General features: G+C 73.1%; 11 protein-coding genes. 6 read left to right on the forward strand and 5 right to left on the reverse strand.

The window, feature by feature from the left end:
- Window positions 1–65 precede the first annotated feature (65 nt).
- The 4 genes from IG74_RS0103625 to IG74_RS0103640 all read left to right on the forward strand — a co-directional run bounded on the left by IG74_RS0103625 (window position 66) and on the right by IG74_RS0103640 (window position 7,230).
- The gene (locus IG74_RS0103625) at window positions 66–1,226 is read left to right on the forward strand and encodes an ATP-grasp domain-containing protein (RefSeq protein ID WP_030669450.1); all 1,161 of its coding nucleotides are present in this window, start codon (window positions 66–68) and stop codon (window positions 1,224–1,226) included.
- 257 nt (window positions 1,227–1,483) lie between these two features.
- A complete protein-coding gene (locus tag IG74_RS0103630) occupies window positions 1,484–4,240 on the forward strand; it encodes a non-ribosomal peptide synthetase (protein ID WP_234334194.1) in 2,757 nt (918 codons plus the stop codon).
- A gap of 49 nt (window positions 4,241–4,289) precedes the next feature.
- Window positions 4,290–5,246 (forward strand): NAD-dependent epimerase/dehydratase family protein, encoded by a 957-nt coding sequence (locus tag IG74_RS0103635; protein ID WP_037824353.1) that lies wholly within the window; start codon window positions 4,290–4,292, stop codon window positions 5,244–5,246.
- A gap of 1 nt (window position 5,247) precedes the next feature.
- Window positions 5,248–7,230 (forward strand): aminotransferase class I/II-fold pyridoxal phosphate-dependent enzyme, encoded by a 1,983-nt coding sequence (locus IG74_RS0103640; protein ID WP_030669458.1) that lies wholly within the window; start codon window positions 5,248–5,250, stop codon window positions 7,228–7,230.
- Here IG74_RS0103640 and IG74_RS0103645 read toward each other — a convergent pair.
- The 3 genes from IG74_RS0103645 to IG74_RS0103655 form a co-directional block, all read right to left on the reverse strand.
- Window positions 7,225–7,632 carry a hypothetical protein gene (locus tag IG74_RS0103645; protein ID WP_234334195.1) on the reverse strand — a complete coding sequence of 136 codons (408 nt, stop codon included), beginning with the start codon at window positions 7,630–7,632 and terminating at the stop codon, window positions 7,225–7,227. The two genes, IG74_RS0103640 and IG74_RS0103645, sit on opposite strands and share 6 nt — an antisense overlap.
- Before the next feature lie 137 nt (window positions 7,633–7,769).
- Complete coding sequence (locus IG74_RS0103650) at window positions 7,770–8,348, reverse strand: GNAT family N-acetyltransferase (RefSeq protein ID WP_078868548.1); 579 nt, start codon at window positions 8,346–8,348, stop codon at window positions 7,770–7,772.
- 31 nt (window positions 8,349–8,379) lie between these two features.
- Window positions 8,380–9,771 (reverse strand): helix-turn-helix domain-containing protein, encoded by a 1,392-nt coding sequence (locus IG74_RS0103655; RefSeq protein WP_030669466.1) that lies wholly within the window; start codon window positions 9,769–9,771, stop codon window positions 8,380–8,382.
- 236 nt (window positions 9,772–10,007) lie between these two features.
- Here IG74_RS0103655 and IG74_RS0103660 point away from each other — a divergent pair, with 236 nt between their 5' ends.
- Both IG74_RS0103660 and IG74_RS0103665 read left to right on the forward strand, forming a co-directional pair.
- Window positions 10,008–11,333 carry a M64 family metallopeptidase gene (locus IG74_RS0103660; RefSeq protein ID WP_030669468.1) on the forward strand — a complete coding sequence of 442 codons (1,326 nt, stop codon included), beginning with the start codon at window positions 10,008–10,010 and terminating at the stop codon, window positions 11,331–11,333.
- Between the two features lie 116 nt (window positions 11,334–11,449).
- On the forward strand, window positions 11,450–12,658 hold the full coding sequence (locus IG74_RS0103665; RefSeq protein WP_030669471.1) for a M20 metallopeptidase family protein: 1,209 nt from the start codon (window positions 11,450–11,452) through the stop codon (window positions 12,656–12,658).
- A gap of 45 nt (window positions 12,659–12,703) precedes the next feature.
- On the opposite strand, the gene secD is transcribed toward IG74_RS0103665, so the two are convergent.
- Complete coding sequence (gene secD, locus IG74_RS0103670; protein WP_030669475.1) at window positions 12,704–15,067, reverse strand: protein translocase subunit SecD; 2,364 nt, start codon at window positions 15,065–15,067, stop codon at window positions 12,704–12,706.
- Window positions 15,068–15,140: 73 nt separating this feature from the next.
- The gene (locus tag IG74_RS0103675; protein WP_030669479.1) at window positions 15,141–15,569 is read right to left on the reverse strand and encodes a hypothetical protein; all 429 of its coding nucleotides are present in this window, start codon (window positions 15,567–15,569) and stop codon (window positions 15,141–15,143) included.
- Between the last annotated feature and the right edge of the window lie 163 nt (window positions 15,570–15,732).

Below are 15,732 nucleotides of genomic sequence, written 5' to 3' on the forward strand. Positions count from 1 at the left end.
AAATCACCTACTGACTCACTGATGACTTCTTGAACGTTCGGCTGGCCGTCATACGGGGGACGAGAATGCCGACAATGATTGTTATCGGGTATCGGGACGACCTCGATCGTGCGCTGCGGCGCCGAGGCCTCGATCCCTTCTACATCGTGCAGCAGCCGACGAGTTCCCTCAGCGGCCTCGACTGCGTACGCGTCGCCGATATCGAGAACGCCCAGGAAATCCTGCGGGCGGTGCTCTTCGCGCGTCTCCATGACGCCGTGGGGGTGCTCACGGTCCATGAAATGGGCGTGTTCGGGGCCGCCTTCCTGCGGCAGCAGTTGAACCTTCCGGGGAACACGGACACCAGGACGGTCCCCTACTTCCGGGACAAGTACCTGCAGAAGAGCAGGCTCCCGGCGGACATCGCCCGGGCGCGCTGCCGATATGTCTCCAGGGACACCGCGTTCGGCGATCTCGTCGACGATCTGGGTGACACCTTCGTCGTGAAACCCGCGACCGGGGCCGGGTCCCTGCGGACGAGCGTCGTCCGTTCCCCCGAGGAGTTCGGACGCGCCCTGGAACCGTTCCCCGGCGACTCGGACGTCGCGGTCGTCGCCGAGTCGTTCAACGCGGGCCCTGAAGTCTATGTCGACGGCATCTGGGAGAACGGCGACCTTCGATGGTCGTCCATGACCCGCTACCACGACTCACCGCTGCGGGCCGCGCACGGCGGCGTCCTGGCCGCGCACATCCTGGACGAGCGGCGGCACGAAGGGCTGTTCTCCCAGGCGGAGACGCTCACCCGCCGGGTGCTCGGCCATCTCGACGCGCCTGCTTGCGTGTTCCATCTGGAGGCGTTCGTCCAGGAGTCGGGGCTGGCCTTCGGCGAGTGCGCCATCCGCCTCCCGGGGGCGCTGTCCCCGCAGATCAACCAGTTGACGTTCGGCGTCGACCTCTTCGACGTCGAAATCGACCTCGCGCTCGGGAAAGGAGTCACGCACACCCTCGGCGACCGTACGCCGGACCGTTTCCACGGCTATCTCCTGCTGCGCCGCCCGAAGCGGGGAAGGCTCACCCAGGAGGACTTCGAGCGCAGCTTCCTCTTCGACGAGATCGAGTACTCCTCCGCTCCCGATACGCCGCTCGGACCGTACGGCAAAGTGGGCCATGCGATCGTGTCCGACCACGACGAGCTGAAACTGCGGCAGACGATCGAGGAAATCGTCCAGTTCAACGAGGGCGGCTGACGCTGCCGCCGCTTTCCGCAGCCCCGGGTTCCGGAACTTTTCCGCAAGAACCCTCTCTGCGTGAACCCACGCGCGCCCCGTCGGCGTAGGACTTCATGCGTCACGCGCCCTGCTTCGCACACGCAGGGAAGTCGCGTCCTCGGCACCCTCCCTCCCCTTCTCCATTACCCACCTTCCGTAGTAATGCGCTCACTCGCGGCTGTTCTCCGCTTTTTCAGTTGGAGGTCTTCGCTGTTATGCCGGATCAACGTTGTGCTTTGACTCTTTCTCATCTGCTCGAGCGTGCGGCTCATGACACGACTCGGGGTATCACCTTTGTCAGCGGCTCCTTCCTCTCCTACTCCGAGCTGTGGGAGTCCGGCCGACGGATCTCGCGGGGGCTGCGCGGCCGCGGCGCCGCTCCGGGTGACCGGGCACTGATCGCCGCCCAGGATCCGGAGAGTTTCGTCCGCGCCTTCTGGGGGTGCGTCCTCAGCGGTGTCGTGCCGTGCCCGGTCGCGCCGCCCGCCGACCCCGTCCGGTGGCGCGCCCAGCTGGAGCACCTGCGCACGCTTCTGGGCGACCCGTTGTTCGTCGTTCCCAAGTCCGCCTACGGAGACCTGCCCGAGGTCGGCCTGCGGACGGTCACCGTGGAGGAGTTGAGCCAGGCCGCGCCCGCGGACGAGCGGGCCCACACCCCCGCTCCCGACGACCTCGCCCTGCTGATGCTCACCTCCGGGTCCACCGGCGCGAGCAAGGCGGTCCGGCTCACCCACGCCAACCTCCTCGCGGCGGTGGCGGGCAAGGCCGGTGCGCTGGACCTCGGGCCCGACGACACGATGATGAACTGGATCTCGGCCGACCACATAGCCGCGATCGAGGCGCACCTGCTGCCGATGTCCCAGGGCGCGGAGCAGGTCGTCGCGACGCCGGAGACGGTCCTCGCCGACCCGGTGGAGTTCCTCAGGCTGCTCACGGCGCACCGGGTGCGCGTGGCCTTCACCCCCAACTTCCTGTTCGGGCAGCTCAACCAGGCGCTCGCGCAGGGGCCCGCCGAGCGGCGGGACATCGACCTGTCGCGGGTGCGGCACATCATCTCCGGCGGCGAGGCCACCGTGACCGCCACCGTGCGGGCCTTCCTCGACGCGCTCGCCCGCCACGGGCTGCGCGAGGACGTCATCGTGCCCGCGTTCGGCATGACGGAGACGTGCGCGGGCAGCGTGTTCAACCGCGACTTCGCCGCCAGCGACCGGGAGACGGAGTTCCCGCCGCTCGGCCGTCCCGTACGAGGGCTGCGCATACGGATCGTGGACGGCGACGGCACGGTCCTCGCGGCCACTGCCGCGGAGGCCACCGGCGCGGGGCCCGACGCCGGGCCGCCCGTGGCGAGCCGGCCGGGCGTGCCCGGTGAGGTGCAGCTGCGCGGCACGATGGTCACCTCCGGCTACTTCGGCGACGAGCGGGCCACCGCGCGGGCGTTCACCGCCGACGGCTGGTTCCGCACCGGCGACCTGGGACACCTGGACGCCGACGGCCGGTTGACGCTCGTCGGCCGCACCAAGGACTCCATCATCGTCAACGGCGTCAACTACTACAGCCACGACCTGGAAGCGGTCCTCGACGAGCTGGGCGAGGTGCGCCGCGGGCAGGTCGCGGCGTTCCCGATCCGGCCGGACGGGGCGGACTCCGAGCAGCTCGCGCTCGCGTTCGTGCCGAGCGGCGACCCGGACGACGCGTCGGCCGTGTACCGGGCGATCGTGGCGATCCGCAGCTCCACGGTGATGCACTGGGGGTTCCGCCCCCAGCTGATCCTCCCCGTCGCGGCGGCCGACATCCCACGCGGCAACCTCGGCAAGGTCCAGCGCTCCCGCCTCCGCGCGGCCGTCGAGGCCGGAGACCTGGACGGCGCGGCCCGCCGGGCGGACGAGGTCAGCACCCGGTTCCTCGGCGCCCACGTCGCCCCGGAAGGCGACGCCGAGACGGCGCTCGCCGCCGTCTACGCCCGTGTCCTGAACACCGCGAGGGTGTCCGCGACCGCGAGCTTCTTCGACCTGGGCGGCACCTCGCTCGACGTGCTGCGGCTCAAGCTGGAGATCCAGACCGCGTTCGGCATCGACGACGTGCCGATGGCGACGCTCCTGCAGGCCCCGACCGTACGGGCTCTCGCCGCGCGCCTGGCCACGGGGCGCGGCGGCGACTCCGGCTACGACCCGCTGGTGCCCCTCCAGGTGACCGGGGACGGCACGCCGCTGTTCTGTGTGCACCCGGGCCTCGGCGAGGTCCTCGTCTTCGTCAACCTCGCCAAGTACTTCACCGGCGAGCGGCCGTTCTACGCGCTGCGGGCCCGCGGGTTCGGGCAGGGCGAGACCCACTTCGGGTCGTTCGCCGAGATGGTGTCCACGTACGTGGCGGCGATCCGGCGGACCCAGCCGAGCGGGCCGTACGCCGTCGCGGGCTACTCCTACGGCGGCGCCGTCGCGTTCGAGATCGCCAAGCAGCTGGAGGCCGAGGGCGACGAGGTCGACTTCGTGGGCGTCTTCAACCTGCCGCCGAGCATCTCGGGGCGCATGAACGAGATCACCTTCACCGACGGCGCGATCAACCTGGCGCTGTTCCTCGAACTGATCGGCGCCGCCGACGTCGAGCGGCTGACCGCGACCCTCCGCGCCCTGCCCGAGGCCGACCAGCTGGCCTACCTCGTCGAGCAGGCACCGCGGCGCCGCCTCACCGAACTCGACCTCACCGTCGAGCGGTTCACGGCGTGGGTGCGGCTGGCCCAGAGCATGGTGCACCTGGGCCGCACGTACGAGCCGTCCGGGTCGGTCGGGCAGGTGCGGGTCTTCTACTGCACGCCGCTGCGCGGCACCAAGCAGGAGTGGCTGGACGACCAGCTGCGCCACTGGGACGCGTTCACCCGCGGCCCCAACCAGTACATCGAGGTCGACGGGGAGCACTACACCCTGATGAGCCCGCAGCACGTGCAGACCTTCCAGGCGTCCCTGCGGCGGGAACTGGCCCGCGCGCTCGGCCGATGAGCCGCGCGCCGGCCCCCGCCACCGCCGACACGACCAGGAGCCACTGACCATGCGAGGCAAGAAGATTCTCATCACCGGCGGGACCGGGCAGGTCGCCCGGCCCGTCGCCGAGGCGCTCGCCGCCGACAACGAGGTGTGGTGCCTGGGCCGCTTCGGCGACCGGACCGCCCGCGGGGAACTGGAGGAGCGGGGCGCCCGCACGTTCACGTGGGACATGGACTCCGGCGACCTGGACGGGCTTCCGCGCGACTTCACCCACGTACTGCACTCCGCGGTGTACCGGGGCGAGAGCGGGGACTTCGACGGAACGGTGCGCGTCAACTCCGTCGGCACCGCACGCCTGATGACGCACTGCGCCTCGGCGCAGGCGTTCCTGTACGTGTCGTCCGGCGTGGTCTACGACCGGGCCGACCCCGCCCACCGCTACCGGGAGAGCGACCCCCTCGGCGTGGGGGCGCCGTGGCTGCCGACGTACCCCGTCGCCAAGCTCGCCACCGAAGGCGTGGTGCGCGGCCTCGCCGAGGCGCTCGCGCTGCCCACGGTCATCGCCCGGCTCAACATCGCCTACGGACCGTACGGTCACGGCGGCGTACCCATGATCATGTTCAGGGAGATGCTGCGGGGGCAGCCGTGCGCGGTGCCCCGCGAGGGGCAGAACCACTGCAACCCGATACACACCGACGACGTCGTGCGCCAGGTGCCGCTCCTGTGGGAGGCGGCGCGCACGCAGGCGCGGGTCGTGAACTGGGGCGGCGACGAGGAGGTCGGCATGACCGACCTGCTGGAGCACATGTCCGCGCTCACCGGGGTGCCGGTCACCCTGGACCGCGGCGACCGCAGCCGGGGCACGGCGATGTTCGACCACACCCTCCGCCGCGAGCTCATCGGCGACTGTTCGGTCGGCTGGAAGGCAGGCATCGCCCGCACCTTGGCCGAGCTGTTCCCGGAATACCGCGACCGCATCGACGCGAGCGACGCGACCGACGTGACCAAGGAGAGGGTCTAGCGTGCGCAGGACCGCAGACATCGACGCGCTCGAGGGCGTGCTGTGCGCCGCCATCGGCTCCCGCGTGCCCGTGTGCTCGCTGGGGCGACTCGGCCAGGACGCCGACGCGTTCGCCGCCCTGGATCCGGCGGTCGTGGAGCGCCCCACCCTGATCGGCGGCGGGGCGCCGTACGCCCCGACCGGCCCCGCTCCCGCGCGCCCCGCGCTCGACGAGTTGCTCCGACGGGCGGCGGAACTCGACGTCCCGCAGGTCCTCGTGCCCCAGGTGCGCCGCAGTGACGACACGAGCGTGCTGCGAGAGGCCGGTTTCGTACCCGTCGCCGCGGACCCCGAGTGCGTGTTCCGGCTCGCCGGGGACGTGGACGAGGCGCTGCGGACCCGCGTCGGCGCCGACCGGCTCGGCGAGCTGCGCCGCCGCCACGGCGAGGCCGCGCGCGAGGTCCGCTGGGAGCGGTTCCCGCTGCGTGAGCTCGACGGGCACGCCGGGGCGCGCGACGCCTTCGTGGCGCTGCACGAGAGCGCCGCTCCCCGCGAGGGCGCCGCTTCGCGCGAGGGCACCACCTTGTACAACGCCGACGCCCTCGACGCGCTGGCCCGCGGCCCGCTGGCGGAGCGCACCGTGATGCTCGTGGCCCGCCGAGGAGACGCCGTCGTCCAGGCCGGGCTCCTGACGAGGTCCCACAACGGCCGGGGCGTCTACTGCCTGACCCTGGCCACGCACGACGCCGGTCCCGGTGCGGCACGTGACCTCCGGGAGGCGGCCCTGTACGAGGTGTACGTCGATGCCCAGCGGTCGGGTCTCGACTGGGTGCACCTCGGCCGGGGCGACGCGGCACGCATGCGCGGCCTCGGCGCCGATCTGTTCGTGCCCGTCGACCACTGGCTGCGGGCGCCCGGCCTCACTCCCCCGCGCGCGGACGGCGGCGGGGAACCAGCCCTTTCGGCGTTCGCGGCTCCGCCGGTCGCTTCGGTGCCGGTGCCGGGCCCGGCCCGGTTCCGCAGTCAGCCGCGGTTCGACGTGGTCGACCTGTCCAGCAACACCAATCCGTTCCTGGGGACAGCGAGCCACTACCCCGAGCTCGACACCGCGGAGCTCGCCCGGACGTATCTGTCCACGGTCGGGAGGCTGCCAGGACACGAGGGGCTCGGCGCGCTGAGCACGGACCACGTGCTGTTCACGAGCGGGGCGGTCGACGGCGCCCTGCTGCTCCTGGCGGCCCTCGCCTCGCCGGGCGAGCGCGTCTGCGTCACGTCGCCGACGTTCCCGCTCTACGACCACTTCGCGCGGGTGCTGCGGCTGCCGGTCGTGGACGTGCCGCTGCGCGGCGAGGACGTGAACGAGCTGGACGTCGAGCGGATCCTGGCGGCCGAGCCGAAGGTCACCATCCTGTGCGACCCGAACAACCCCGTCGGGACCAGGCTCGACGAGGCGCGGGTGCACGCCCTGGTGGCGGGCGGTCAGGGGCTCGTGGTGATCGACGAGGCCTATGTCGAGTTCAGTGAGAAGCCCTCGTACGCCGGGCTCGTCGCGCGCCACGACAACCTCATCGTGCTCAGGACGCTCTCGAAGGCGTGGGGGCTCGCGAGCGCCCGCTGCGGCGTCGTCCTCGCGCAGCCGGGCGTCGTCGACGCGCTGCGGCGGGTGCAGGTGCCCTTCGGGTTCACCAACGCGTCACAGCGGGCGGTGCGGGACCGGCTGACGGACGCGCCGCGCGTGCTCTACAGCGTCCGGCGCGTCCGGGCCGAGCGGGAGTGGATGGCGGCCACCCTGGCCGACCATCCCGCGGTGGAGCGCGTCTTCCCTTCGGAGACCAACTTCCTGTTGGTCCGGCTGCACAAGCACGAGCGCGTCCTGGACCGCTTGCAGGCGGCGGGAATTCTCGTCGCGGACACCGGGCGCGTCATTCCCGATACCTGCCGCATCTCCATCGGGGACCGCCGTGCGAACAATTCCCTGCTCGCCGCCCTTACCGCCGCGCTATGACTCGCCGAGCTCAATAGGGTCGTTCGCCCCGCCCTTCGTCTCTATCACAAGGAACGAAAGGACTTCATCGCCGATATTCCTCATGTCATGGAGGTGGTATCCGCCTTCGGCGACGCGGAACCGCTGCGTGTGGCCGCGTTCGTACGCGATCTCGCGGCTGGACCCGTCACCCAGGTGCTGACGGGCCCGGCCGCTGGTCAGGGCTATCCAGACGTAGTCGAGGACGTGCCGGTGGACGGGGATCCGCTCGCCCGGCGCGAGGCACGTCTCCCAGACCCGCACGGAGTCGGTCTCCGACAACAGCGTCCGGCCGACGCGGCCGTTGTGGGCGTTGACCTCGAAGTCCTCGTGCAGCGGCGGGCTCCAGCGGTCGAAATTCTCGGCGACTACGGTGCTGACCAATGTGGGTTCGGTGTGAATTTCCTGACGCACGAACCGGATCCTCTCGTTTTCGGGCGCGCATCGGCACCCCGGGAACGGACGGCCAACTGTCCGGCCCAGGCTATATCCGGCGGAAATGCAGCGGCAAGAATGATTCGCTATTCCGATTCGGCACCCGGCGTCGGGAACACGTACAGGACCTGCGGCTCGCCCCAGGCCACGAAGTGGTCGGCGGCGGTGGCGCCCAGGGTGTCGAGGAGGTGGCGCGAACGGGTGTTGGCGCGCTGGGTGACGGCGACCACGCCGGGGATGGCGGAACGTATCGCCTGCCCGGCCCAGGCGACGACGGCGTGGACCGCCTCGCGGGCGTAGCCGTGGCCCCAGTGCTCGGGCAGGAGCTGGTAGGAGACCTCGGTGCGGCCGTCGTGGCCGTCGGGCTCGGCCACCACGAGGCCGAGGACCTCGCCGTCGTGCCGTACGACGGCGAACGCCCCGGGCACGCCCACGCAGTGCCGCTCGCGGGCGCGGACGACGTCGGCGGGCACGGGGCCGCCGAGGTGCCGCCGGACCTGGGGGTCCGTCCACAGCCGGACGGCGTGCGGCACGTCCGGCCGCGCGACCGGGCGCAGGGTCAGGCGCTCGGTGGCGAGCGTCGTCGGCCAGTCGAGGACCAGGCGCTCCGGAGCCTCGACCGGCGCTGTGGGTCGTTCCGCTGTCGTGCCCCCATCGGATGTCATGACCCAATCGAAGCAGAGCCGTGATCGCGACTCACAGGGGCGGTGTCGCCGGGGCCGGGCCCAGGGTCGTCGTACCGGGGGCGGCCCGGTGGCCGAGGCCGGTGCGGTAGGCGTCGAGGGCGGCTTCGACGCGCCCGGTGCGCCGCAGCAGATCGCCCAGGAGCCGGCACAGGTCGGCCAGGTCCCCGGCCGCGCTGGAGCGCTCCAGGAGGGACAGGGCCGCGCAGTAGTGCTCCTCGGCGGTCTCGGTGTCGCCGCGCTCCTCCGCGATCAGGCCGAGCAGGCGGTGTGCGCCGCCCGCGTGCACGGCGCCGCGCTCGGCCCCGAGCGGACCGGTGTCGGCGCCGTCCGCGCCGGAGGCGAGCAGCGGCCGAAGCAGCGCCTCCGCCTCGGCCGTCTTGCCGCGCCGCCTGAGCACGTCCGCGAGCTCGACCTCGACCTGCTCGGTGAAGAGCGCGGCACGCTTGGAGGCGAGCATGTCGCGGGCCGTGCGCAACTCGCCCTCGGCGCCTTCGAGATCGCCGTCCTGTGCGTGGACGTAGCCGCGCATCCAGTGGCAGTGGGCGAGTTCGGTGCGGATGTGCAGCTGGCGGTAGAGCTCCTGCGCCTTGGCGAGGGACGCGTCGGCCTCCGCGGTGCGGCCCTCGGCGATCAGGGTGCGGGCGACGCCCCGGTGCATGTGGGCGACCAGGGCCGGATCGCTGACGCTCGGGGCGAGGGCGAGGGCCAGTTCGGCGGCGTGGGCGGCGCGGGCGTGCGCGCCCATGTCCATGTACGGGGCGATGGACGCCGTGTACAGGAGCAGCAGCGCGTCGGGGTCGTGCAGGCCCGCGGCGTTGAGCTCGTCGAGGGTGGTCTCCAGGAGGTAGCAGGCGTACCGCAGTTCGCCGGTGAGCAGGTGCGCGGTGGCGCGGCCGCGGATGGCGGGGACGCGGCGCGGCAGCGGCTCGTCGGCGAGGAGGCGCTCCACGGCGGCGAAGCAGTCGCGGGCGTCGGTCAGTTCACCGGATTCCAGGAGGCAGTCGCCGAGCCCCTGGAGGGCGCTCGCCTGCTCGGGCAGGAGGCCGTGCCCGACGGCCTCCTCGTGCAGGGCGCGGAAGACGGCGGCGGCGTCTTCGGGCGCGCCGGTGGCGAGGGCGCGCCGGGCGTCGGTGAGCCGCAGCCGCAGGTCCGTGGCCAGCCGGGCGGGCCGCCCCGTGGCCAGCTCCTCGTAGCCGACGCCGAGGCGTCCCGCGAGGTGTCTGAGGGCCGCTTCGGACGGGCGTACCTTGCCGGACTCCAGGGTGGACACGTACGCGGGTGTATAGGCCGGTTCGGCCAGCTGCCGTTGGGTGAGCCCCCGTTCGGTGCGCAGCCGCAGCACGCGGCGGCCGATCTCGGCCGGGTCGTCGAGCCGCGCCCCCTCGGGGCTGTTTTCCGCCACCTCTCCCCCTCCGTGGATCCTCCGTAGGTCCGTGACCTGAGCTAAGTCGATGGACACGGGCGTTGGATAGGGGCCGGACGGGTTTGCCCGGTGGCGTGAACTCACTCTCAACTCATGTGCCTCAAGTGAAACTTCACCGACCCATTGCCTCTTCCCTCACGGGCCTCTACGTTGAGCGGCGCGTTAATCCTACTTAACTCGCCGCTTAATCAGCGGTTTTCAGGAGGCCCCCCCACATGGCCAGCGACATACCCGGCATATCCGTCAGCAACAGACGCAAGCGTCTCCGGGTCGCCCTCGCGGCGGGCGCCACGCTCGCGGCGACCCTCTCCGCGACGGGTGGCGCGGCCGCCCACCCGGAGCCCGCCGCCACCGGATCCCCGCAGCAGGTCGAGTACTTCGGCAAGGACGGGCACCCCCGCCACACCGAGGTGCCCGCGCCCGCGCCGCTCAGCGGCGCGGAGCGCTCGGAGATCGCGGGCGACGGCGACGTCGTGCCGATCGTGCAGAACGGCCCCGTCGGCACCAAGGCCGACGTCGTCTTCATCGGCGACGGCTACACCGCCGCCCAGCAGGAGGACTTCCACGCCGACGTCCGCACCAAGTGGGCGGAGGTCTCCAAGGTCGAGCCGTACGCCTCGTACAAGAACCTCTTCAACGTCTGGGCGGTGGACGCCCACTCGCGGCAGTCGGGCGTCTCGGGCGACCCGTCGAGCGACGTCCGCAAGGACACCGCGCTCGGCTCGGGCTTCTACTGCGACGGCATCGAGCGCCTGCTGTGCATCGACACCAACAAGGTCGAGTCGTACGCCCGCAAGGCCGCGGACCCCGACGTGGTGATCGTGCTCGCGAACTCCACCAAGTACGGCGGCGCGGGCTACAACGACATCACCTCGCCCTCCGGCTACGACGGCATCGCCACCGGCTCCTCCGACAACGCCAAGTCCTCGCAGGTCGTCGTGCACGAGCTCGGCCACTCGCTCGGCAAGCTCGCGGACGAGTACTGGTACGACGAGTACGGCACCTACACGGGCGCCGAGCCGGCGTGGCTGAACAGCAGCAAGCTCACGGCGGCCCAGCTGACCGCGCAGAAGAAGAAGTGGTACCGCTGGATCGGCCAGGCGTCCCCCGACGGCGGCACCGTCGGCGCCTACGAGGGCGGCAACTACTACCCGCGCGGCCTGTACCGGCCCACCGACAACTCGATCATGCGCACGCTCGGCCAGGAGTTCAACCTGCCCGGACGCGAGGCGATGATCGCGGGCTTCCACCGCCACGGCTCGGTCGTGACCAGCACCACGCCCACCGGCAGCGAGGTGCGCCGCAAGCAGCGCGTCGCCGTCGAGGCGGGCGACGGCGTCCGGCTGCGCTGGTACGTCGACGGGCGCCGGGCCAAGGAGGTCAAGGACGCCCGGTCCGTCACGCCGCGCTCGCTCGGCGTGCCCGCCGACGGCCGCCCGCACACGATCTCCGTGCGCGCCAAGGACACCACGAAGGCGGTCCGCGACCCCGCGCTGCGCAAGCTCCTGACGGGCGAGCTGACCTGGAAGGTCACCCGCTGAGCCACGGGTCCGCATGACGGGGCCCCGGGCGGGGCAGCCTTCTGGCCGTCCCGCCCGGGGCTGCCGACGGCCGTCCCGGCCCCGCTCCCGTCCCCGTCCTTCGGAGGTGCGACGCCATGACCGCCGACGCCCCGCAGCCCCTGCTGACGGCGGCCCGTCAGCTGTTGCCAGGACTCGTCTCGACCCGGCGCGCGCTGCACCGGGCCCCGGAGCTCGGTCTGCACCTGCCGCGGACGCAGGCCACGGTCCTGGCCGCCCTGGAGGGACTGCCCCTGACGGTCACCACGGGCAAACGGCTCAGCTCCGTCGTGGCCACCCTCGACGGCGCCCGCCCGGGACGGACGGTGCTGCTGCGCGGCGACATGGACGCCCTGCCCCAACGCGAGGACACCGGCCTTGAGTTCGCGTCCGAACTGCCGGACGCCATGCACGCCTGCGGGCACGACCTGCACACGGCGATGCTGATCGGCGCCGCCCGGCTGCTCGCCGCGCGCCGCGACGAGCTGCGCGGCCGCGTCGTGTTCATGTTCCAGCCGGGCGAGGAGGGCGAAGGCGGCGCCCGGCACATGATCGACGAGGGGGTCCTCGGCACCCCCGGGGACGGCGGCGTCGACGCGGCCTTCGCCCTGCACGTGTCCACCCGGCTCGGCTCCGGCACCCTGCACCTGCGCCCCGGGCCGACGCTCGCCGCCAACGACGGTCTGCACGTGACGGTCCACGGCCGCGGCGGCCACGCGTCGGCGCCGCACCGCGCCCTCGACCCCGTGCCGGTCGCCTGCGAGATCGTGCAGGCCCTGCAGACGATGGTGACGCGCACGGTCCACGTCTTCGACCCCGCCGTGGTCACCATCGCCAGGGTCGAGGCGGGCACCACCACCAACATCATCCCGGAGACCGCCGAACTGCACGGCACCCTGCGCACGTTGACCCCCGCCACGCGGCGGCTGCTGCTGGAGAACGTGGCCCGCGTCGCGCACCACGTCGCGGCCGCGCACGGCGCCACGGCCGAGGTGAGCCTGCCCGAGGGCTATCCGCCCGTCGTCAACGACGAGGCCCGCACCGCGGCCGCGCGGGAGGCCGCGACCGCGCTGCTCGGGCCGGACCGCGTCCACGACCTGGCCGAGCCCGTCATGGGCGCCGAGGACTTCTCGTACGTCCTCGAACGGGTCCCCGGCACCATGGCCTTCCTCGGCGCCTGCCCGCCGGGGGCCTCGCCCGACGACGCCCCCGACATCCACTCCAACCGGGTCGTCTTCGACGAGGAGGCCATGGCCACCGGCAGCGCCGTCCACGCGGCCGTCGCCCTGCGCTTCCTGGGCGACTGACCGCGCGGACGTCCCGCCCCCGCGGGGGTCTTTCCGGGGCGGCTGTCAGACCACCGCGCCGGTGCCGCTCCCGCGGCGCCTCGCCTCCAAGGGGCTGCGCGGACGGGGTCCTTCCGACGGCCCTGCCGGGCGCCGCGGCGCCGGCTTCCGCTGCTCCAGGAGGACCGCGGCGGGCACCGCGACGGACACCGTCGACGCCATGCCGAGGACGACGCCCGCGATCAGCGCGAGGGAGAAGTCCGCGAGCGAGTCGCCGCCGAGGACGGCGAGGGCGGCCAGGACGAACAGCGCGCCCATGCCGGTGTTCACGGTGCGCGGCAGGGTGCGGATCACGGCCTTGTTGGCGATGTCCGCCAGATCGGCCCGGGGGTCGCGGCGCCGCGCCTCGCGGACGCGGTCGAAGACGACCACCGTGTCGTTGACGGAGTAGCCGATGACCGTCAGGACGGCCGCGAGGAAGACACTGTCCACGGTCTTGCCCGTCCAGGCGAACAGGCCGACCACCAGGAGGACGTCGTGGACCATCGCGGCCACGGCGGCCGTCGCGAACGTCCACCGGAAGCGCACGCTCAGATAGACCAGCTGGGCGGCCACGGCGATGCCGAGCGCCACCAGCGCCTTCTGCCGCAGCTCGGCGCCCATGCTCGGGCCGATGCGCTCGTCGCGCTCGACGCTCACCTCGCCGCCGGGACCGGACAGGGCCTCCTTGATGCGCTGCTGCTCGGCGTCGCTGAGGTCCCCGGTGCGCACCGTGATGTCGTCCTCGCCCGACTCCTGCACCACCGCGCGCGGGAAGCCCGCGTCCGCGACGGCCTCGCGGGCCGTGTCGGCGTCCAGCTGCTTGCTGGTGCTGTACTCCACGAGGCGTCCGCCCGTGAACTCGACGCCCAGGTCGAGCCCGCGCACCACGATCCCCGCGACCGCCACGGCCACCAGGAGCGCACTGGCGCCGAGCCAACGGCCCCGGTGCCGCACCAGGCGGGGGTTGCGGCGCGCGAGCAGGGTGCGGACGCGGCCGGTGGTGGCCAGGCCCGTGAGCTGCGGCCGGGCCCGGACGAAGCGGCGCCGCACGGCCGCGTCGGCGAGCGCCCTCGTCACGACGAAGGACGCCACCATCGACACCAGGACGCCGATCGACAGGGTCACGCCGAAGCCCTTGACCGGGCCCGTGGCGAAGAAGAACAGCAGCCCGGCGGCGAGCAGCGTCGTGACGTTCGAGTCGACGACCGCGCTCCAGGCCTTGGCGAAGCCGGTGTGCAGCGCCTTGGCCATGCTGCGCGGGGCGGCCCTGTCGGCGCGGGACCCGGGGTCGGGAGCCTGCGCGCGCGGGCCCAGGTACTCCTCTCGCGCGCGTTCGAAGACCAGCACGTTGGCGTCCACCGCCATGCCGATGGCCAGGACGAACCCGGCGAGCCCGGGCAGCGTGAGGGTGGCCCCCACCGCCAGGAGCGCGGCGTACGACATGAGTCCGTACAGGGCGAGCGCGACGGTGGCGAGGGCGCCGAGCAGCCGGTAGACGACGATGATGAACAGGCCGGTCAGGGCGAGGCCGATGAGCGCGGCCTGGGTGCTCGCGTCGATGGCGGCGGCGCCGAGCGTCGGGCCGACGGTGCGCTGCTCGACCACGTCGACGGGCACCGGCAGGGCGCCGCCCTTGACGAGGGCGGCCAGGTCGCGGGCCTCGCCCTCGTCGAAGCCGCCGGTGATCTGGGTGCTGCCGCCGGTGATGCCGGTCCCGCAGCGCACGTCGGCGTTGACGCCCGGCGCCGAGATGACCTTGCCATCGAGGACGATGGCGACGCGGCGCTGCGGCGCGTCCTGCGGTGCGCAGGCCGCGGCGCCGGTGACGCGGGCCCAGTCGGCGGCCGCCTTCGAGCGGAAGTCGAGGGTGACGTACCAGCCGTTGAGGGTCTGCTGGTCCAGGACCGCGTCGGCGTCCTTCACGCCGTCGCCGGTCAGCGCGGTCGGGCCGAGTTCGAGGTGGCCGCCGGGCCTGTCGGGGTCGGGCAGGGTGCGGGAGCCGTCGGCGGCGGGCTCGGCGCGGCCTGCCTTGTCGGTCGCCCCCTTCACCGGGTGCACGGTCAGCTGCGCGGTGCGGCCGATGACTTCGGCGGCCTCGCGGGGGTCGCGCACGCCGGGCAGCTCGACGACGATCCGCTTGGCGCCCGCCTGGGCGAGGTTCGGCTCGGACACGCCGAGCGCGTCGACGCGCTGGCGCAGCACCTCGACGGCCCTGCGGGTGGCGGCCTCGTCGGCCTTGACGGTGGGTGAGTCCTTGGTCTCCAGGACGATCTGGGTGCCGCCCCTGAGGTCGAGGCCGAGGCGGGGTGACTGGGTGAGGGCGAGGAACAGCGAGGCGGCGACGGCGACTAGCGCGACGATCGCCCGCCACAGAGGTGCGCGGGGCATGGGTGTACTCCACATCCACGATGAGGGCATGACGAAGGGGGACGGCGCGGCGGCCGGGCGCGCGAAGCGCCCGTCAGGCGGCGTCCTGAACGGCGTCGTTGCTCATCGGTGGCGGTGGGCCGCGGGGCCGGGGCCCGGTGTCGGCGTGCTGCCGGGCCGGGGCCGCCCCGGGCGGGTGCGCGGCGGGTCCGCCCGCGGACCGGTGCGGCGCGCGGTCGGCGGCCGTGGTGCCCGGGTACGGCGGCTGCGGCAGGTGTGCGTGGTGCGGGTGCGCGGCCGTCGCGTGGACGACGCGCGGGAGGTCCGGGGCGCGGGGGCCGACGCGGTCGCCGCGGGCGGTGTGCGCGCCGGAGGTCTCGGCGTGCTGGGCCGCGGCCGCGGCGAGGGCCCTGCCCACGGGGACGGCTCCCGCGGCGCGCGAGGGCACGGCGAACGCCAGGACCGCGACGACCGCCGAGAGGAGCGAGGCGGCCAGGCGTGCGGACCGGGTGCGGTGCTGCACGCGGGCCTCCTGGCCGGGTCGGTGGGGTCGTCGGGCAAGTGGCCTGGCGGCCGCGTTCGTCGTCGGGAGCCGGCGGCCTGGCGGCCGCGTTCGGGGTGCCAATCGCTCAACGCCGAGGGGAGCGGGCAGGTTCCCGGCCGGACCGCGCGGGCCTCGCCGTCGA

Origin of the sequence: Streptomyces sp. NRRL B-1347, from assembly GCF_000720325.1 — a bacterium.
Taxonomy (GTDB): Bacteria; Actinomycetota; Actinomycetes; order Streptomycetales; family Streptomycetaceae; genus Streptomyces.

Bases quoted from the DNA above. Each gene is read 5' to 3' on its own strand.
- IG74_RS0103625 (WP_030669450.1), top strand. From the start codon at position 66: ATGCCGACAATGATTGTTATCGGGTATCGGGACGACCTCGATCGTGCG.
- IG74_RS0103635 (WP_037824353.1), top strand. From the start codon at position 4,290: ATGCGAGGCAAGAAGATTCTCATCACCGGCGGGACCGGGCAGGTCGCC.
- IG74_RS0103650 (WP_078868548.1), bottom strand. From the start codon at position 8,348: ATGACATCCGATGGGGGCACGACAGCGGAACGACCCACAGCGCCGGTC.
- IG74_RS0103660 (WP_030669468.1), top strand. From the start codon at position 10,008: ATGGCCAGCGACATACCCGGCATATCCGTCAGCAACAGACGCAAGCGT.
- IG74_RS0103665 (WP_030669471.1), top strand. From the start codon at position 11,450: ATGACCGCCGACGCCCCGCAGCCCCTGCTGACGGCGGCCCGTCAGCTG.
- secD (WP_030669475.1), bottom strand. From the start codon at position 15,067: ATGCCCCGCGCACCTCTGTGGCGGGCGATCGTCGCGCTAGTCGCCGTC.